This is a genomic window from Paenibacillus ilasis (assembly GCF_043195395.1).
Lineage (GTDB): Bacteria > Bacillota > Bacilli > Paenibacillales > Paenibacillaceae > Paenibacillus_AQ > Paenibacillus_AQ lautus.
Map to the genome: position 1 here is coordinate 2,108,583 of NZ_JBHDJG010000001.1, position 20,249 is coordinate 2,128,831.

Sequence of the window (20,249 nt, forward strand, 5' to 3'; positions counted from 1 at the left end):
GGAGAGTGGAACATAATGTCTAGCTCGCACAAATATATAAAGGACTATCCCAGACCGCAATTGGTGCGCGAGGAATGGGTAAATCTGAACGGGGAATGGGATTTTCGCTTCGACGATGCTCTGGAAGGAGAAAGCGCCAAGTGGTACGAACGCTTTCAGGCTGACCGTAAAATCACAGTGCCCTTTGCATATGAAACGAAAGCAAGCGGCATCGCGGATGAAACATTTCATCCTTGCGTATGGTATGAACGAAGTGTAGCCGTACCTGCGGAGGCGGAAGGCAAACGGATCCTTCTGCATTTTCAAGCGGTCGATTACGCGGCGACCCTGTGGGTCAACGGCAGCAAAATTGGCATGCATGAAGGCGGATACGCGGCCTTTTCCTTCGACATTACGGAAGCGGTCGAGTTCGGACGCGAGAACAGGATTACCGTTCAAGCCGTGGACGGCAACAGCTGCACGCAGCCGCGCGGCAAGCAGCGATGGATGAAGGACAACTTCGGGTGCTGGTACGTGCAGACGACCGGAATATGGCAAACCGTATGGATGGAATACGTGAATCCGATTCACATCAGCCGGGTGAAGATAACGCCGGAACTGGAACGCGGCGCAGCAAACTTCCATTACGAACTCGGCAATTCCGGGCATAATTACGATGGATTAACCCTTCAGACGATCATCCGGTTTGACGGGAAGCTGATCCGCTCGACGGAAACGAGCGTGGAGCGAGGAACCGTAACGGTCGATGTGAGCGTCGTAAACGAAGCCGTGGGCGAATGGAAAGTCAAGCCGTGGCATCCGAACCATCCGAATTTATACGACGTCGAGATGATCCTGAAGCAAAACGGCAAGCCGATCGACACCGCCTATTCTTATTTCGGCATGCGGAGCATTCGGATCGCAGGGGATCAAATCATATTGAACCATACGCCGATTTATCAGCGGCTGCTGCTGGATCAAGGATACTGGAGCGATACGCATCTGACGCCTCCGTCGGAGGAAGCGCTGCTGGAAGACATCGACAAGACGCTTGCGCTCGGTTTTAACGGCGTACGCAAGCATCAGAAGCTGGAGGATCCCCGTTATTTATATTGGTGTGACCGCAAAGGATTGTTGGTATGGTCGGAAATGCCGTCGACTTACGAATTCGGGGATGATGCGGTCGAGCGGTTCACGCAGGAGTGGATGGCCGTTGTCCGGCAGCATTACAATCATCCTTCCATCATCACCTGGGTACCGTTTAACGAGTCCTGGGGGATAACCGACATAGCCACCGACCGCAAGCAGCAGCAATTTACGGAATCGATCTATCATTTGACCAAGGCATTCGACCAGATGCGGCCAGTGATCGTGAACGACGGCTGGGAACATACGGTTTCGGATATCATTACGCTCCATGATTATGAAGAAATCGGTGCTATGCTGGAAGAGCGGTATCGGGACAAGGATGCGCTATTAGGCAACAAAATCGCGCATAATACACATCGTTATCCATTCGCGCAGGGGTATGGCTATCGAGGCCAGCCCGTCATCATCAGCGAGTACGGCGGCATCGCTTTTACAAGCAAAGAGGGCTGGGGCTACGGGAATCAGGTTCGCAGCGAGGATGAATTCCTGAATCGGTACGAAGGTATAACACAAGCGATCAAGAATTTGCCTTATGTGTGCGGATTCTGTTATACGCAAATTACGGACGTGCAGCAGGAAGTAAACGGCTTGCTGACGGAAGACCGTAAACCCAAAGTAAACGTGGAAGCGATCCGAAGCATCAATCTGGCATGATCGCAGTCGAGACGTATTCGGTTACCCGCGCATGATTGAAAAAACTCACCCAAGGGTGAGTTTTTTTGTTATGAGTACAAAGAAAATACATACCCATCGTATGGATGTCTAACCGTAAACTCGATCGATCATGCAAACATAATCCGCCATACAAGAGAATGTTGGAACGGGACATTTTTTGCGGTTTTCCTGCAAAACAAGAAATAACCAATAAGCTCCTGTTCTTACCTTGCGGCTCTGTCAGGTATAGGGGACCTCGCGTTGGATTACGCCCCATGCGCGGACCGGCCATATTTTTCCTAACGTGTTCATGCAAGAATTGTCCCTGTTCTGCTGCCCTCAGCTTCATTATGGTAGACATACACCACAAGCAAAGGAGGGAATGCGGATGAAATGGTGGTCAACGAACCGTCTCCGATTGATTCAAAATAATCTTCGCGAGACGGACGCCGATATGGATGTGGATCTTTTGATTCGCGAACTCAAGTCGTTCCAAGCGAATGTGCTCATGATGAATGCCGGGGGCATATTTGCGTTCTATCCATCATCGCTTATGCATCAATATGTAACGCCTTACTTAACCAAGGACCTTCTGGGGGAAGCGGTAGAAAAAGCCCATGCTAATGGAATGCGATTTATTGCGCGGTTCGATTTCAGTAAAGCGCATGAATCGTTGTGGATGCGGTATCCCGAATGGTTTTACCGAGACCGTGAGGGACGGGAGGTCAATTATCACGGCATCGTTCATACGTGCCTGAATGGAGCCTATCAGCAGGTGAAGTCGCTGGAGAGCATTCAAGAAGTGCTGGAACGTTATCCGGTGGATGGGATTTTCTTCAATATGTTCGGCTACCAGCATTGGGATTACAGCGGAAATTTCTATGGACCATGCTATTGCCCAAACTGCCGCTTTCGGTTTCGCGAAGTGACCGGTGAAGATTTGCTGGCGTATACCGGGCCCGAACATCCCATGCACGAGCTGTACCGGTCCTTCCAGGAACGGACGTCAAGGGAAGTGCTGGAGCGCATTCACGGATTCGTGAAGTCGCTGCGGTCCGATGTGGCCATTAGCACGTATCACCCACACCGGGTCGATATCGTCCGCAAGGAATCGAATACGTCGCTGACAAGGTGCAGCCCGCCTTGGCTGTATTCAGCCTCGGAGAATGTCGCGTCCATACAAGACAGTTGGAATGACAAGCTGATCAGCAACTGCAGCATTAACGCCATAGACCTGACCTACCGATTCACAGGAGTATCCGAGAATGAAAATGCGATCCGTTTATATCAAAGCATCGGAAGCGGATCGGGGCTGGATTTCTGCATCATCGGGGCATTTGAAGGATATCCGGACCGGGCAAGCTTCGAAACGGTGAAGGAGATTTTCCGATACCATGCGGAGCACGAGGAGCTGTTCGGACAGCTCGGTTCCATGGCTGATGTGGTGCTCGTCAAGCCAGCGGCCCCCGAAGCGGCAGCGGAGTATCACGGTATGTTCAAAATGTTAAAGGAAGAGCACGTCCTCTTCGACGTGGTGATGGAAGAACAGCTGGTGGCTATGGAGTCCAAACTATTGCTTGTGCGAGCGGTTATTCTTCCCGGCGTTCAGGGATTGTCGGTGAAGGCGGCTCGAACGCTGCATCGGGCGGCGGATGCCGGTGCGGTGCTGGTCGCAACGGGAAACGCGCTGGAGCGACAGCCGGAGCTGCTTAAGGAATGGTTTGCGGCCTCGTTCACCGGCGTGAAACAATCGAAGCCGGGCGCTTATCTGGACGTTTCGGACAAGTCGCATTTCCCCGGCGTTGCCCATGGCCGGGACTGGATCGTCGCCGGCGGAAGCTTTGCCCGCGTTGCCTTTGACCCGGATACGACCGAGTGCCGATTGCCATTCATCGAGCCGTCCACGTTCGGGCCGCCGGAGCGTGCCTACGGCCACCGCATCGGAACAGATTACGGTTTGGCGCTGAACAGGCGGGTCGGCAAGCAGGGAACTATCCGAACCGGCGTGTATATGCCTTGGAATCCCGGCGAGCTCTACTATCGCCACGGGTTCGAGGACTACAGGCAGGTAATGGCGGACGTGCTACATGACATCGTGCCGAATCGGGTTGCTGCTACGAACGCGCCCCCATGTCTAGAGTTGTTCGTTCACCGTTTAAAGGAGGGCGGATGCCTGGTTCAGCTGCTGAATCTCTCCGGATATAACGGGACGACTTTTATGAATCCGCTTCCGTTATATGATGTTCAGGTGGAACTGACCGTTGATCGCGTGGACGAGACCGTTGCAGCAAATGCTTCGGGTTCTTGGCCGCAAAAGTGGCGGCTGCCGAGAAACGCGGAAGCGAGGGGCAGGCTGCTCCGTACCGATTCCGATGCGTTGGTGGAAACCTCGCAAGATCGCGTGATGGTGACGCTGCCGCAAATCGGCCGTTATGAAGCGGTTTGGCTGCAGGCCGTGCCTGTCGGCGATCGAAAGGAGCTGATCTCCAGCGATGGCAAAGCTTAAATCTGCTATACCTGCCCAAGGGGCCGACGGGGTCATCAAGCCGGGCCTAACGCTTCGCCCGGGCAGTCTCGCGTCCCGCATCGTCAAGCACCGGGTCATTTATTTGCTGCTGCTGCCCGGGCTGCTCTTCTTCTTGCTGTTCAAAATCGCTCCGATGTGGGGGCTGCTCCTGGCCTTTAAAGATTATAATCCGTTTCTTGGTTTTGCCGGAAGCGAATGGGCTGGATTTAAGCACTTTGCGGATCTGTTCTCTAGCTCCAACTTCTACATTATGTTGCGGAACACGTTTGCGATCAATATGATCGCTCTGATCTTTCATTTTCCGCTCCCGATCCTGCTGGCCCTGATGCTGAACGAAATCCGGCATGAGAGCTTCAAGCGCCTGAACCAGTCCATCGTTTACCTGCCGCATTTCCTGTCGTGGGTCGTCGTGGCCAGCATGACGTTCTTTCTGTTGTCGACGGACGTGGGGATCGTCAATAAACTCATCGCCGAAAGCGGCAGGGATACCGTTTCCTTTCTGTCCAATCCCAATTACTTCTGGGGACTGCTGACGGCGCAAAGCATGTGGAAGGAGGCCGGATGGGGAACGATTATCTTCCTGGCGGCCATGGCGGGAGTGGATCCCCAGCGCTACGAAGCCGCCGTCGTGGACGGGGCAGGCAGGTTCCGCCAGATCTGGCATATCACACTTCCGGCCATCCGGCCAACGATCATCATTTTGCTTATTCTTCGGCTGGGCAGCATGGCGGACACTGGCTTCGAGCAGATTTTACTGATGATGAATCCGCTGGTACGCTCGGTGGCGGAGGTGTTCGATACGTACTCCTACACGCACGGCATTCTTCAAGGGAAGATCAGCATTGGGGTGACGGTCGGCATGTTCAAGGGGCTGGTGGGGCTCGTCCTGATTGTGGCCGCCGACAAAATCATGAAGCGGCTCGGCCATGAAGGCATTTATTAAGCCTCCAACGGCGTCTGCCGCATACTCATTATGCTAAACGAAAGGAGGAATTCCGCGTGAGCTTCGTTATCCGAAAAAAAGGGCTAAGCTTGTTCGATTGGGTCAACTACAGTCTAATCACCATGTTCTCGGTCGCATGCTTGTTTCCGTTTCTTTACGTGTTCAGCGTTTCCTTTACGGATCCCGAGGTCTATGTTCCGCTTAAATTTTATTTGTTTCCCGAGCAGTGGTCCTTGGAGTCTTACAAGTACATTCTATCTACCAACAGCTTTATGAATGCGTTTAAGAGCACCGTTTTCATTACGGTCGTCGGTACCGCGCTCAACATTGTCGTTTCCTTTACGATGGCCTATGCGCTGACGAAACGGTCCATGCCCGGCAACCGCTGGGTAATGGGGCTCGTCATCTTCACGCTGGTGTTCAGCCCGGGCATCGTGCCCAACTACTTGCTGGTCAAGGAACTAGGCCTGTTGAATTCCTACTGGTCCATGATCTGGCCGAGCTTGACCAACGCCTGGAGCTTGATCGTCATCAAAAGCTTTCTGGATTCGCTTCCATCCGAATTGGAGGATTCCGCGAAAATGGACGGCTGCTCGGATATGGGCGTGTTTTTGCGGATGATAATCCCGCTGTCGATGCCGGCGATCGCCACCTTCACCCTGTTTTTTGCGGTCGGGCATTGGAACGCCTATTTTAACGCCTTGATTTACTTATCGGATTCCAGCAAGTGGACGCTTCAGCTGTTGATTAAAACGCTGGTCATCGATTCCAATTCGGTGGCGGTGGCCCAGGCCGGGGCAAGCGACGAAAATGTGGTGCCGCAGGAGACCATCCGGATGGCCTCAATTGTACTCGCGATGGTACCGATCTTGGTTGTTTATCCTTTTCTACAAAAGCATTTTGCCAAAGGAGTCATGCTGGGATCGATTAAAGGCTGATGAAGGAAACGGCGCATCGATGCCCTCTGCATCGGATATGCAGCCGGTAGGATTGAAAGCGTTATCCTGCCGCAATAGGCGGGAAGGAGATAGGACTCTGCTTCAAGAACAATAGATGGATGATGAGCATCCATAAGGAGGGGTTTACATGAAAAATACATCAAGTAAGGGAAGCTCGCACAAATGCTGGACATTCTGGCTCGCAGCCCTCATGACCGTCGTCATGCTGGCCGGATGCGGTGAACAGGCTGGCGAGAAGCCGCAGACCGCCGGGGGACCGGAAGCGGAAGACACGGACGGCAAGCCGATGACAATCAAAATGTTTGCCGGTCTCTATAACGAAATCCCCGACATGAATAATGATTATTGGAAAGAATGGGAACGCCGTACCAACGTCAAGCTGGACGTGGAATGGGTGCCGTCGGGCGATTTGGACACGAAACTGGATTTGCTTCTGGCTTCCGGTGATTTGCCCGAGGTCGTGGCATATCAAAACCCGATCCGCCCCACGCTGATTACGGCGATTCAGAACGGCGCGTTTTGGGATTTGACCCCGTTCCTAGGGGATCTCAGCGAGTATCCGAACCTGAAAAGCAATCTCGCCCCGGATGCACTGAAATATTTGTCGGTGGAGGGGAGCATCTATGCGGTGCCGCGGTCCCGATCCAGGATCGACGGCGGGTTGAAAATAAGAGAGGACTGGCTGAAGCAGCTGGACATTCCGATCCCTACCGATTTCGATGAGTATAAAGAAGCGTTGAAGAAGATCGTCGATGCCGATATGGACGGCAACGGGAAGAAGGATACGGTAGGTCTCCTATATATCAATAACCCACCCGCATCATTCCAGGCCGGTTTCGGCGTATACAATCCGACCTATACCGATGACGGCGGGCTGATGAGCCCGTCCCTTACGCCTCAGTACGTCGAGATGGTGGAATGGCTGCGCGGTCTGTACGCAGATGGCCTAATGTCCAAGGAATACGCGGTCATGAAGGAAAGCCAGGCGGAGGAGCTCTTCAAGACGAACCGAGCCGCTTCCTATGGCCGTCCGATCTGGTGGGATCATGAATGGGAGCAGGCCATGAAAAAATCCGGTCAACCCGACGCGAAAATCCTGAACGTGACCTTGAAGGGACCGAGCGGGAATTATGCGGTCGGTTTGGAAACCGGCGTTGCAGGCGGCTTCTATATTTCCAAGAAGGTGCCTGAAGAGAAGGTGAAGCAGCTGCTGAAATATTTTGACCAGACGGCTTCCCAGGAAATGACTGATTTTGCTTACTACGGCATCGAGGGTGTCCATTATACCGAGAAAGACGGGCAGAAGGTGCTGACGGAGCAGGGGGTCAAGGAAGTCAATACGACGAGCAAGGGTGCGGGCGTACTGGCTTATGCCAAGTGGGGCAAGGTGATTAGCGCTTCCGGCGATAAAGCCTTTAACGATGCCAAAATCAAAGAGGTGGAAAATTACGACGAGATCGGAAAAATCGACCACTATCGCGTCATCACGTCCGAGGGCTGGCGCAGCACATGGCCTAAATACAGCGACGAATATGCTTCCATGGTGACAAAGGCGATTGTCGGGCATATTCCAATGGAGGAGTTCCGCGCTTACGTCGATAGGCTGAACAGCCAGCCGGACATTCAGGAAGCGTACCAACAAATGGCGGAGGCATACAAGCAGTTCAACGGGGAGTAAGGACAGTCTGCTCGGGCGGTCTCGCAGTCTGGAGCGAATATGCCGGAGAACGGGAGGAGACAGCATCATTGAAGTCTCTGTTCCACCGGCTGTCTCCGTCTTGCGAATCGCCCGTCTGTTGCCAGTTTGAAAAGAGACGGAGGTAAGGCAATGACGAAGGTTAAAGACGAACGCTTCTGGTGGCACAAGCCGCTGCGCGTCATCCAGCCCAACATGCAGGTCCGGGATACCGCCTGCATCGACCCGCCCCGGCTAGCCGCGCAGCTGAAGGAGATGGGGGCCAACGCGATGGTTTTCAATACGGGAGGTATATATGCCTGGTATGATACGCAGATTCCGTACCATACCGTGAACGGATATCTCCCGGAGGGGCGCGATCTCCTCGGAGAGCTGATCACGGCCTGTCACCTTGAAGAGCTTCGTTTTATTGCCCGGTTCGATTTCAGCAAAGCGGATGACAGCGTGTACCTACGGCGGCCGGAATGGTTTGTTCGCAAAGAGAGCGGCCGTCCGGAAATCATCGGGGCCGAACGGCCCGGACCGTGGCCGCTCTTGATGTCGACCTGCATCAATGGCGGCTACCGCAATGCGGATGTCGCGGTTCCGGTGCTCCGGGAAGCACTGTCGCGGTATCCGATCGACGGTATTTTTTTCAATAACCCCGGTTATGTGTTCTGCCGCTGTGAGCGGTGCCGTCGCAAATACGCGGAACGGTACGGCAAGGACCTCCCGGACTCCCCGCAGGAGATGGAGCCGGATTTTGCTGCAGGATGCTTCGATGACAATATGGAAGCGATGTATGACCTGATCAAGCGGGAGAGGCCGGAGGTGCCCATGATTCTATACTACAACCTCCACCGCGACAATCTGACGAAGCGCGTTCAGATCACTGATATGCTGTGTACGGAGCCGCAGGACGTGCTATCGCTCGGCCATGCCCGGATCCCCGAATTCTGGAAGCCGGCTCTCAGCATCAAGGTGGGGCGGTCGGTTCCAGGCAGGCCGGCTCCGTTTGGCATCGTGCATTCCTGCCCGGGCATGGACTGGCGCCATACCGGGCTTCCGGTAGCGGAATACCGCTTCTGGCTGGCTCAAATTCCGGCCAACGGCGGTCAGATCTGGCATTCCGTCACGGGCATACCCGATACGATCGAAGACAAGCGGATTTTGAAGACCGTAGCCGAGCTGAATCATCATGCCGCCAAGCTGGATGCCTATATGGACGGGGCCGTATCGGCTGCGGAAACCGCCCTGCTCTGGAACGAGCGCGGCGAGGCGCAGAGCTGGGCCGAAACGATGATCAACCGGCAAATCCCGTTTGACGTGCTGCTTCCCCAGAGCAGGAAGGAATGGGAGTTGGGCCGCTACCGCGTTGTACTGATTCCTGAAGGAACGGAATTTACCCCGTCCTTGATCCACGACTTGCGTTCGTACGTACATAGTGGGGGACAACTGCTAACGGAAGGGGCGCTTCCTTCCGCTGCAGCCGATGCCGTCGTAAAGCCGTTACATGACCTGCTCGGCATTTCGGATGAAGCCTTCAAAAGCGAATACCTGATTGCCTCCTATTTGCGGTTTCAGGAGCTGCCGTGCGAGATCAATCCGCTTCAACAGGGAATGGATACGACGGCGCTGATCGCTCACCGTGGTTATGTGACCTATGCTCATCCGCGGAATGACGCGGTACGGGTGCTGGCGACGCTGGTGCCGTCGTTTTCTCCGCCGGAAAGCGTGGGAGCGCCGCCGGAACGGGCATCGCTGCCAGTATCCCGTACCGAACTGCCCCTTGCGCTGGAGCAATCGTGGGGTGCCGGCCGCGCCATGTATTTCACGTTCTCGCTGGGTACGCTGCTTCGTGAATTCAAGCTGCCCGAGCACGAGATGCTGCTGGCTAACGCGATCGACCATTTGCTCGACGGGAAGCCGCAGCTGTCGGTAACGCCGTATCCCGGACTGCAGGCCACCCTCTTCCGAAGCAGCAGTGATCTGCTGCTCCACTTCGTGAACGGAGCCGGCCGCCGGCCGCTTGCAGCGGCGCTGCCTCTGCACGACATCGAGGTCCGGCTGAGACCGGGAACTAGATGGCCTACGGGGAGCGGCTTTAAACTGGAAACGCTGATCGGCGGAGGCTATATAGTAGGATCCGCAGCGAACGACGTATTGAACTTCACCTTGCCGCGGCTGGAGGTTTGGGAGTGCATCCGGATCCCGCTAAATCCCACCGTTACCGCTGTTGGGGAAGGATAGAGGAGTCGGGAGGACGAAGTATAACAGGGTGTAGGATCATCCGTAGAGAGTTGCGGATGGCACAGTGATCCGCAGGGCAGTTCCTGCCGCGGGAACCGGAGGTGAAAATCGTGAAGTCTCTTTGGCAGCATATTCAGGCATCGTTCCTCCGCTGGTTCTCCGCGAACCGCTATCTGAAGCGTCTGATTTGGCTCGGATGTCTGTCGGCCGTAATTCCGGTGATCCTAGCCGGAAGCGCGTACTATCATTTCTCCATGAAAAAGCTGACGGTCCAATTCCAGGAAAATAATATGGCGTCCTTGATGCAGCTGAAGGACCGCGTCGAAAATATCATAACGAGCATCGAGCATGAATCGCTTCAACTTGCCAGCGGTCCGCTGATTCGCAGCGCGCTGGAAAATCCCGAATATGAGACGGACTACATGCAGCAATTGGATATACTCCAACTGTTTCAGCTGCACAAAAATACCAATAACCTGATCGAAGACATCCTGTTTTACGATGTTCGGCACAGGCTGCTCCTGTCGCATTCCTATGGCCTGGTCCACCTGGACGGGTATAAAGGAAAAGAAGATATTGAGCAAGCCCTGGCGAGGGAAGGCGGAGCGAGGTGGATGCACCTCCCAAAGTCGTCGGAGAACGGATACGTCTCTTACGTCCGCCATCTTCCCGTTATGGTGCAGGGCCAACCGAGAGGCACCATCCTAATACAGGTGAAAGAGGAATCGCTTCGCAGCCTTTTGAACAATTATTCCCTTTCCCTGGAGGAGCAGTCGCTGGCCATTCTGGACTCCGATCACCGGGTCCTGCTGCATACGGATGGACGCAGCGAGATCGGCAAAACCGCGGATGAAGACTCCATTTTGGGATCTCTGCTAGAGAGCGGGGAAACGTCCAGCCATGACGTGATGACCGGGGAGGACGGCAAGGAACTGATCGCCTTTTACAAGACGTCTATGGGCCGTCTATACGTGTCCCGGATGCCGGAGCGGGAGATGATCGAGCAATTGAGGTGGATCCGCGTCCTGATCGTCATGTCGGTGTCCGTCTTTATGCTGATCGCGGTATTGCTCACCTGGTTCTCGTCCAAAATCGCGTACAATCCGATCCAGCAGCTCCTTCGTTACGGGGAGCATTTAAGAAGAAACGGCAGGAGCGGGGTAGAGAGCTCCGTCAAAGAGAATGAAATCGAGTACATCCGCTCCTCCCTTAGCTACTTGAACGAGCAGGCAGAATCCCTGAACAGCTATATTCGAAAAATTCAACCGGATTTACGGGAACGATTTCTGCAGCGTTTGCTGCTGTCCGGAAGCTCGTGGCGGTCCGGCACACTGGAGGAGGGGTGCGCGAAGCACAAGATCCCGATGAACGGACCATATGCCACGATGGTGGTGAAGGTCGAGAATCCGGTGAAAAAACGATTCTTGCCTAACGAAGGTCCGGTCATCGTGTTTGCGGTCAAAAACGTCATGTCCGAGCTGCTGGCAAACAACCGGCAGCTGGAAGGCTACGTGGTGGACCGGGAGGATCGTGAAGCGGCGGCGATTCTAAGGCCGGGAGAGCCCGGGGCTTCCTCCCAGGAGTTCCGCAGCCTCCTCGCATGTTATGCGGAATCCGTCAGCCAGTCCCTGGCGCGCTATCTTTCTTTCTCCGCGTCCATCGGCATCGGCAATACTGGAACATTGAGCCGGGCGGCGGAATCCTATAAGGAGGCGCAGCTTGCTCTGCAATATCGCCTGTTCCATGATGCGGAAACCGTACTGTTCTATGAAGACATGATCCGCATCGTGCGTAATCCCGTGTTCATGTATCCGAAGGACATCGAATCGGAGATGATCGAATATTTGTGGAACGGGGATCTGCCGCAGGCCGAGGCGTCGCTTCATGAATTTTCCCGGCGGATTCGGGTGTCGGAATCGTACAACGTGACCTCCCAGAGCTATTACGTGCTGCTCTCGGCCATTGTCCAGTCGATGGAGGAGAAAGGTCCCGGCGTGCTGGAGCTGCTGGGGGGGAATCTGTTCGATCAGCTGAAGGAGAACCAGACCTCCCGCGAAATGCATGACTGGTTCATCGGCGTCCTGTTCCCGCTGTATCAGGAAATCAGCCATGACCTGCGCACCCGATCCACCCGCCTGATCGTTCAGCGGGTATGCGGCCATATCAGCCGTCATCCCGATGGTGCTCATTCACTGGCGGACTGCGCCGAGCTGGTGGGTGTGAGCCCGTCGTACCTCAGCCGGCTGTTCAAGAAGGAGATGGGCGTATCCTTTGTCGAATATGTCATGAACTTCAAAGTGCAGAAGGCGAAACAGCTGCTCAAGGACACGGATTACACGGTCATGGAGATTGCTGAAATCGTCGGTTATTCCGAACGGAACCTGAACCGGGCCTTTCAGCGTTTCGTGCAGATGTCTCCACGGCAGTATCGGCTGTCGGTAAGATAGGAAAACCAATGAAACAGGCTTAGGCTTATACAGAAAAAGGAGAGGATCACATAATGACAATCGCACCGAAACAAACGACCGTAGGATTTATCGGCTTGGGCGTAATGGGCCACAGTATGGCAGGAAATATTCGGAACGCCGGCTACTCGCTTCACGTTTACACGCGAACCGCCTCCAAGGCGGAGCGGCTGGTGGCGGACGGCGCCGTTTGGCACGATACCCCGGCAAAGCTGGCGCAAGCCTGCGACGTAATCATTACGATGGTGGGCTATCCGAAGGATGTCGAGGAACTCTATTTAGAGCCGGAAGGGCTGGTGGCGCATGCTAGGGAAGGGGCATATCTGATCGATATGACGACGTCCAGTCCGCTGCTTGCCCGCCGCATTTATGAAGCCGCCTCGTCGAAAGGGCTCCATGCTATGGATGCTCCGGTCTCTGGCGGTGACGTGGGTGCACGTGAAGCGAGGCTGTCCATTATGATTGGCGGGGAAGAGGGAGACGTCAAGGCGGTGCAGCCTCTGCTGTCGACGATGGGAAGCAATATCGTCCATCAAGGACAAGCCGGCGCCGGACAGCATACAAAGATGTGCAACCAGATCGCTATTGCCTCTAACATGATGGGAGTCTGCGAGGCGATGGCCTATGCGGAGAGCGCCGGGCTCGATCCCGAAACCGTGCTCAAGAGCATCGAGAGCGGAGCGGCGGGCAGCTGGTCGCTTAGCAATCTGGCTCCGCGCATGATTGCCGGGAATCTGGAGCCGGGATTCTATATCAAGCATTTCATCAAGGATATGGGAATCGCGCTGGAATCCGCTAAGGCGATGAACTTGGTTACGCCGGGCTTGTCCCTAGCTGAATCGCTGTACAGCCAGCTGGCCGAGAAGGGATTTGAGGATAAAGGCACGCAGGCTTTGATTCGATATTATACGGGTGGATGAGAGTCGGATTCTTTTGCCTCAATAACATAACAGTCTCGATTTCTCCGGTAGGACGGATTGAGGCTGTTATTTATTTTGGGACATAGGGAAACTTATCAGGATAAGTCATGGATCCTCAAGCACTTAATTTTTGGCGATTACGATTAAGAGAAGCTTGTCCATGATGCCCGTCGGGATGTTGATATTCGGACCGTTGATTGGAAACGGATTACTCATGCTCGAACTGACTGCTTTGATCTCCCGCAATAAGTGAGTGGTCGAAGCCAGCTTGCCGCTGCCGGGAGCCGCTGCTTCGGATATAAGGCGGAAAACGATTCAAGATTCTAGCGCTATCCTTTAGATGATGTTACGATATGATGTATATTGAATGTTAATTGGAACTGGAGGTCATTCTTACATATGAAAGACATGAATCATTACAATACCTTTATTCAAGTTGCCGAAGACTGCCCTGCTAGCGTGGCTGTAATTCCGAAGACTAAAGGTGAGTCTAAGACCGTACCGGTTATTCAATATGAGATGATATCGAACCACCCTTACCGATATACGCAAGAGGATGTGTTGTTCGAAGTGTTTGCCGAGCGCAATCAGATCTCGGAAACGGAGAGAGCAGCCGCTCGCGAGAAGTTTTTTTCCAAAGGGCAGCCTTGTCTCCGAACCTCGTCCTTGGGCAAGCGCTATGGCTGGGGGATTCATCATGACGCTGAAGGGAAAGTCGCGATTTATGCCGTAGAGTCAGATGAATACATAAAACTCATGAACGATAAAGGCATTGCTCAATTTAAGGCGATGCGCTCCAAAAGAGCCTAGGAGCTATATCGGGAGGATACACTTTAACGGTAACCCAAACTCCATGGGGATGGGTTCTCTATAATATGCATACCAAGTCGCCAAATAGGCGGCTTTTTTTGTTTGCCGAGAGATACGAGTTTCATTTCTAAGATTTAATTTTCAATTAACAAAAACCTGCATTCTATTCAATTAATCTTTTTTACAATCAATCACGTAGGGTTATTAAACCGGTTTAATGATCAAGCATTTCCATCAGACTCTGCAAGAAGAAAGGAACAACAATAGATGGCTACCATTGATGACGTCGCCAGAATGGCTGGAGTATCCAAGGGAACCGTATCCAGTGTCTTTAGCAAAAAAAGACCTATCAGCCAACCCGTTACGAAGCGGGTACTAGAGGTGGCCCAAGAACTGGGATATTACCCCAATCATCTGGCGCGAAGTCTGGCAATCAAGAGGACAATGAGCATCGGCCTCAAAATACCTCTCCCGCCTGACGGGACAATGACGGCATTCGATACTCAGCTGATTAACGGGGTCATCCAGGAATGCTCCAAGCAAGGGTACCGCCTAGTTCTGGACACCTTGCCCGAGCAGGAGGATCCTACGTTATATTCGCAGGATCCTGTCGATGGCGTCATTCTGCTCAACCCGCGAAAGAATGACTTGCGAATCCAACGGTACCGTACGATGGGTACCCCTCTTGTTCTGGTAGGGCGATCTGATCCGTATGACGATTCGATCAGCTACGTGGATAACAACAATACAAGCGTGGCTCAACAGGTTGGAGATTATTTGCTCCGGGGCGGACATAAAACCGTGCTTTTCCTGAATGCATCCTCCGATATGACCGTGTCCTATGATCGGAGACATGGCTTGTTGGAGGCTTATAGAAAGCACGGTTTACCGATGTGTGAAGAGTATGTGGTGTACTATGACCACATGCTGTATGCCAACGGTACGGAATACGGATATATGTCGATCATGAACACCTATGGAAACATGAACTATACGGCAGTCATTACGGATACGGATCGAGTGGCACTTGGCGTGCTGAGGGCTGCCAGGGAATTGGATATCGAAGTGCCCGAACAGCTATCGGTGATCGCTCTCAGCAATGATGCTATTTTGGCTCAGGATATGAATCCAAAGCTTACATCTGTGGAATTGTCGGCTGAGACGCTCGGAGCTGAAGCGGCCAAGCTCTTGTTCGAGAAAATAAGCGATAAGCGTATCCACAGGCAAATCATCATACCTGCACAGCTGGTTGTAAGGGAATCCTGCAATGTACTATTTTAACGACAATTAAGGAGTGGATTAGCTTGGTAAAAAGAAACAAGATCATGAGTGCAATCCTGGCTGTATCTCTGTTCGGCGTGCTGCTTGCGGGTTGCTCCCCAAACGCAGGCAGCAGTACACAGGAAGGCGGCAATGCCGCGTCCCAAGCTGCATCGAATGCCGAAGAACGCACGCTCAAAATCATGACGGGCGTCATTGGCGGGAAAACGTCTGAAGAGAATACGCAGTTCGAGCAGGAAATCGAACGCCTAACCGGCATCAAGGTAACGATGAATAAGCCGGCTGCCGACTATGACCAGAAGCTGCTGGCCGCCATCGCTTCCGGGGAAAAGTTCGATTTGCTGCAGATCAGCAAAGAGAAAATGTCCACTTTTATTGATCAAGGAATCCTTACACCGTTGACCGATCAAGTGACCGGCTCCAAGGTACTCTCGGATCCAAATGTCATTCCCGCCAAGGAGTGGGAACAAGTCAAGACAAAAGATGGGGAGATCTACGGCATTTTCACCAAGTACCAGGGAGGCACGATGCCGATCGTTCGCAAGGACTGGTTGAACAAATTAAACCTGCCCGAGCCTGAAACTTTGGAAGATTATTACAATGTCCTCAAAGCGTTCACCGAACAAGATCCGGACGGCAACGGAAAAAAAGACACGTATGGGCTCAGTACGGCCGGCATGTACGAACTGCAGGGCTTCTTCAGCGCAGCGGGCCTAAAACAACGATATGTGGAAACCGCGGAAGGCAAGCTGGACGTGCCGTATTCCACAGATGCGGCCATCCCGGTTTATGAATGGCTGAACAAGCTTTTTAAGGAGGGTATTCTTGATCCGAACTTTACCACGAACGATACGGGCAAAATGCGCGACCTGTTCCTGACCGATCGTGTCGGCATGATTACGTACTGGGACGCTTGGGTAGGCATGCTGAACAACACGCGTCACGAACAGGATCCGAATACGAAATTCGAAGCGAAGGGCTTGCCGGGTGCTGCCGATGCGAACGGTAACCACATGTTGCGAAGGGGCGATCCGGATGTATGGGTTGTTCCTGTCAATGCGGAGCATCCGAAAACAGCCTTTGAATTCATTGAATGGTGGCATTCCGAGGAAGGGATTACCCTAGGCAGCCTGGGCATTAAGGACGTTGACTACACAATTGACAACAGCGGCAAGTATGTGCTGACTCAGACCGGTAAAGAGCATGCCTCCGATCACGGCGTTCCTTTCTGGTATAACCGTAACGTCGAAGCACCCTTCGGTAAACTGCCAGGCGTTCAAGAAGCGCAGGAGCTCGTCGATCAATACGCTTCCTTGGAATTAACGCCTCCAAATTGGTCGAATGCCGAGAAGATTATCAATGAACATTCCTTCAAAGCGATCATGGGCGAGCTGCCGGCTGCCGATGCCGTAAGGAAAATGAGAGAAGAACTTAAAGCAGGCGGGTATATCGATTAAAGCTTTAAGGGGAGGGGGCGGCGACAACTCCGCGCCCTCTTTATTTTCAACCATGGTGGTGATTTTCCGTGAAAGCCTTATTCAAATACAAAGCCCTATATTATATGATGATCCCAATCTTGGCCTATTTCCTGATCTTTTCCTTTTATCCGCTTGCCCGCGGACTTGTCATCAGCTTTCAAGATTACCGGCTTATCGGAGACCGGCCGTTTATTGGGTTCGATAATTATCTGAGCGTGCTGAAGGACCCGGTTTTTTGGGAAGTTTTCAAGAATACCATCTTTATCGGCGCAGGAAGCTTTATCATCAACTTCATTTTGCCGCTAATCCTTGCGCTCTCCTTAAATGAAGTAGCTTCTGTCTGGTTCAAAAAAATGACCCAGATGATCGTTTATTTACCTCATTTATTTTCCTGGGTCGTCGTAGGCGGGATGTGGATTCTCCTGCTGTCCCCGGACACCGGCATCGTTAACCAGATCATTCAGCTCTTCGGGGGTCAGTCGGTCGGTTTCCTGTCTTCAGACCGTTATGCCCGCATCGTCATGATCCTTACCTCAGGTTGGAAAGAGATGGGTTATACCTGCATTATGTACTTGGCCGCCATCGTAAACATAAATCCATCGCTTTATGAGGCTGCTAGCATGGACGGAGCCAGCCGCTGGCAGAAGGTCCGTTTCGTAACGATTCCGATGCTTCGTTCCACCATGAAAGTGGTCATTATGCTGAATGTATTGGGTATCCTGCGCTTGTTCGATCAAATATTTGTGATGAGTAATGGCGCCATTGCAAATAAAGTAGACGTCATTATGATGTACACCTATCAAAAAGGGATATTGGAGTTTAGCGTTGGTCCTGCTACGGCGGCCGGGTTCCTGGTGATTATGGCAACATTCACACTTACGTATGCAACAAGAGCGGTTATCCGCTACGATGAAGGGTGAGTCGGTATATGAAATCAACGAATAAAATAAGCTTATCAGGCCGGTTTTTTGATACGTTCAATTTTCTTTTCCTCCTTCTGCTCATATTGACCATGATTATTCCGTTTATAAATACACTTGCCCTTGCATTTTCATCTAATTTTGCTTCCATGCAGCCAGGGATCGTACTGTGGCCCAAAGAATTCAGCCTGGAGGGATTCTCCACGGTATGGAGCCGCATGAAGCTCTATTTGGCTTTTTCGAACAATGTCATTGTCACCTTGGTCGGTACGATAGGTCATGTATTCCTAAGTTCTATGGCGGGCTATGTACTGATTCAGAAAGGACTTCCCGGAAAAAAGTGGATGTTATCCGCGATCCTGTTAACGATGATGATTCCAAGTGAGGCTATCATGATTCCGCTGTATATCGTGAATCAGGATCTAGGACTCCTTAATACACTGACCTCCCTGATCCTTTCGGGTTTCGTCTCCGGCTTCAGCGTCATGCTCATGCGAAATTTCTTTCTGAGCGTTCCCTACGAGATGTCGGAATCGGCCCGAATCGACGGCGCCGGGGATCCGCGGATTTTCTTTACGATGTACTTGCCGCTTGCGAGAGCAGGACTGGCAACGGTCACCCTGTTTGAGTTTGTTAGTCGCTGGAACCAATTCACGCCTGCTGTCCTTTACATTAATGACTCATCCAAATATACACTGCAAATAGCGTTAAAATCACTCATTGTCGATAGCGATTCGACCTCGAGCAATTTCATGATCACGACCAATGTCAGAATGGCGGGCATCGTCATTGCCTTGCTTCCGCTTATCATCATTTATCCGTATGTGCAAAAGTATTTCGTCAAAGGGATGTTTGTTGGCGCAAATAAAGAATAAGCAGGAATGAGGAGGAGTTTGCATGGTAAAACGAACCAAGTTGGTGTATTCATCAACTTTCCAACGATTTATTGAGCATTCGGAACAAAGTACGTACATTGAAATTCCATTCCAAATGCCACAGAACGTCGAAAAAATTCACGTGAGCTATCAGGTGGAATCCTATGGCATTGAAAGCGCAAAAGCTGTCATTGATCTTGGCGTTCGGGACAGCGACAGCGTAAGAGGCTGGAGTGGAGGAGCACGCCAGGAATTTAATATTGGACCGAATCAAGCGACTCCAGGATATCTGCCCGGACATTTAGCGCCGGGAGAATGGGCCATTCTCCATAACGCCTACAAGGTGCCCGTTGAGGGCTGTATGGTCTCGATTATAATCGAGTTTACATATAAGTCACCGCGTTGGCTGAAGGGTGATCTTCACACGCATAGCGTTCATAGTGACGGCACTTATACACTGGAAGAAAATGCGGCCATTATGGAGAGCCTGGGCTGCGATTTTATTGCCATGACCGATCACAATACAAGCAGCCAAAACCTTGCGTATCCGCGCGGGACTTCGGTACTTATGATACCGGGTACGGAGTTTACGACGAATTTTGGCCACAGTAATTTTCTCGGCGTAAAGAACCCCATGGATGATTTCCGTGTCTCGGAGATATCCGATGTGCATGAGAAGTTTCGAGTCGCTCGCGAGCGGGGGGCCAAGATCGTACTGAATCATACGCACTGCGATAACTGCCCTTGGGAATGGGATTTCGAAGTGGATTACGACTGGGTGGAAATTTGGAACGGGCCATGGGGAGAGCGCAACAGACGCGCGCTTTTTTGGTGGCAGGAGCAGCTCGCCTCAGGGAGACGCCTGGTAGCTGTAGGCGGAAGCGATGTCCATCGTCCGGATACATATGTGAAGCATGCAATGCCATGCGTATGGGTTTGGACCGATGAAAGAACGGTGGAGGGCGTGCTGAAAGGCATTGAGGGAGGTCATGTCGTGATGACCTATTCGCCTGACGGACCTTTTGCCAACCTTCAGTGCGGTGAGTACGGGATTGGAGATCAAGTCCCTTATGAGCAAGCCGATCAACAGGTGGTCGTTCAGTTGGATGATTTGCTTGCAGGCGATCTGATTCGCCTATACAGCGAGCGCGGTTTAGAGGAAGAAACTTCTGCTGACTCGGTCGGGGGAGTTATACTTACGTTTAACGCCAAACAAAGAAGATTTTTACGAGCAGAAATTTGGCGGAGTTTCAAACAGGCGGATGGCATGTCGATGGCGGTTGTGACAAACCCCATCTATTTTGAATCAAAATAGATACACCGGAATTGTATCCAGAGGAGCAGAACATAGGTCATTGGATCGT

14 protein-coding genes are annotated in these 20,249 nt (G+C 52.5%); all 14 read left to right on the forward strand.

Annotated elements, in window-relative coordinates:
* Positions 1-15: 15 nt before the first annotated feature.
* The 14 genes from ACETK5_RS09875 to ACETK5_RS09940 all read left to right on the forward strand — a co-directional run bounded on the left by ACETK5_RS09875 (position 16) and on the right by ACETK5_RS09940 (position 20,200).
* Entirely contained in the window at positions 16-1,782 is a 1,767-nt protein-coding gene (locus ACETK5_RS09875; RefSeq protein ID WP_100537541.1) for a glycoside hydrolase family 2 protein, read from the forward strand.
* A gap of 388 nt (positions 1,783-2,170) precedes the next feature.
* Positions 2,171-4,288, forward strand: a complete 2,118-nt coding sequence (locus ACETK5_RS09880; RefSeq protein WP_243390725.1) for a family 10 glycosylhydrolase — start codon at positions 2,171-2,173, stop codon at positions 4,286-4,288.
* Complete coding sequence (locus ACETK5_RS09885) at positions 4,275-5,252, forward strand: ABC transporter permease (RefSeq protein ID WP_100537539.1); 978 nt, start codon at positions 4,275-4,277, stop codon at positions 5,250-5,252. The genes ACETK5_RS09880 and ACETK5_RS09885 overlap by 14 nt, the downstream gene beginning before the upstream one ends.
* A gap of 56 nt (positions 5,253-5,308) precedes the next feature.
* Positions 5,309-6,190 (forward strand): carbohydrate ABC transporter permease, encoded by an 882-nt coding sequence (locus ACETK5_RS09890; protein ID WP_100537538.1) that lies wholly within the window; start codon positions 5,309-5,311, stop codon positions 6,188-6,190.
* A gap of 148 nt (positions 6,191-6,338) precedes the next feature.
* Positions 6,339-7,889 carry an extracellular solute-binding protein gene (locus tag ACETK5_RS09895; RefSeq protein WP_100537537.1) on the forward strand — a complete coding sequence of 517 codons (1,551 nt, stop codon included), beginning with the start codon at positions 6,339-6,341 and terminating at the stop codon, positions 7,887-7,889.
* A gap of 150 nt (positions 7,890-8,039) precedes the next feature.
* Positions 8,040-10,136 carry a hypothetical protein gene (locus ACETK5_RS09900; RefSeq protein ID WP_394055362.1) on the forward strand — a complete coding sequence of 699 codons (2,097 nt, stop codon included), beginning with the start codon at positions 8,040-8,042 and terminating at the stop codon, positions 10,134-10,136.
* 110 nt (positions 10,137-10,246) lie between these two features.
* Positions 10,247-12,583 carry a helix-turn-helix domain-containing protein gene (locus tag ACETK5_RS09905; protein ID WP_100537535.1) on the forward strand — a complete coding sequence of 779 codons (2,337 nt, stop codon included), beginning with the start codon at positions 10,247-10,249 and terminating at the stop codon, positions 12,581-12,583.
* A gap of 53 nt (positions 12,584-12,636) precedes the next feature.
* Positions 12,637-13,521 carry an NAD(P)-dependent oxidoreductase gene (locus ACETK5_RS09910; protein WP_100537534.1) on the forward strand — a complete coding sequence of 295 codons (885 nt, stop codon included), beginning with the start codon at positions 12,637-12,639 and terminating at the stop codon, positions 13,519-13,521.
* A gap of 408 nt (positions 13,522-13,929) precedes the next feature.
* Positions 13,930-14,331 carry a DUF6157 family protein gene (locus tag ACETK5_RS09915; RefSeq protein ID WP_394055365.1) on the forward strand — a complete coding sequence of 134 codons (402 nt, stop codon included), beginning with the start codon at positions 13,930-13,932 and terminating at the stop codon, positions 14,329-14,331.
* 267 nt (positions 14,332-14,598) lie between these two features.
* Complete coding sequence (locus tag ACETK5_RS09920; RefSeq protein ID WP_100537532.1) at positions 14,599-15,612, forward strand: LacI family DNA-binding transcriptional regulator; 1,014 nt, start codon at positions 14,599-14,601, stop codon at positions 15,610-15,612.
* A gap of 23 nt (positions 15,613-15,635) precedes the next feature.
* The gene (locus tag ACETK5_RS09925; protein ID WP_100537531.1) at positions 15,636-17,069 is read left to right on the forward strand and encodes an extracellular solute-binding protein; all 1,434 of its coding nucleotides are present in this window, start codon (positions 15,636-15,638) and stop codon (positions 17,067-17,069) included.
* 107 nt (positions 17,070-17,176) lie between these two features.
* Complete coding sequence (locus tag ACETK5_RS09930; protein WP_243390724.1) at positions 17,177-18,010, forward strand: ABC transporter permease subunit; 834 nt, start codon at positions 17,177-17,179, stop codon at positions 18,008-18,010.
* Positions 18,011-18,018: 8 nt separating this feature from the next.
* Positions 18,019-18,885, forward strand: coding sequence for a carbohydrate ABC transporter permease (locus ACETK5_RS09935; protein ID WP_100537529.1), 867 nt, complete (start codon positions 18,019-18,021; stop codon positions 18,883-18,885).
* 22 nt (positions 18,886-18,907) lie between these two features.
* Entirely contained in the window at positions 18,908-20,200 is a 1,293-nt protein-coding gene (locus tag ACETK5_RS09940; protein WP_100537528.1) for a CehA/McbA family metallohydrolase, read from the forward strand.
* The last annotated feature ends 49 nt before the right edge of the window (positions 20,201-20,249 follow it).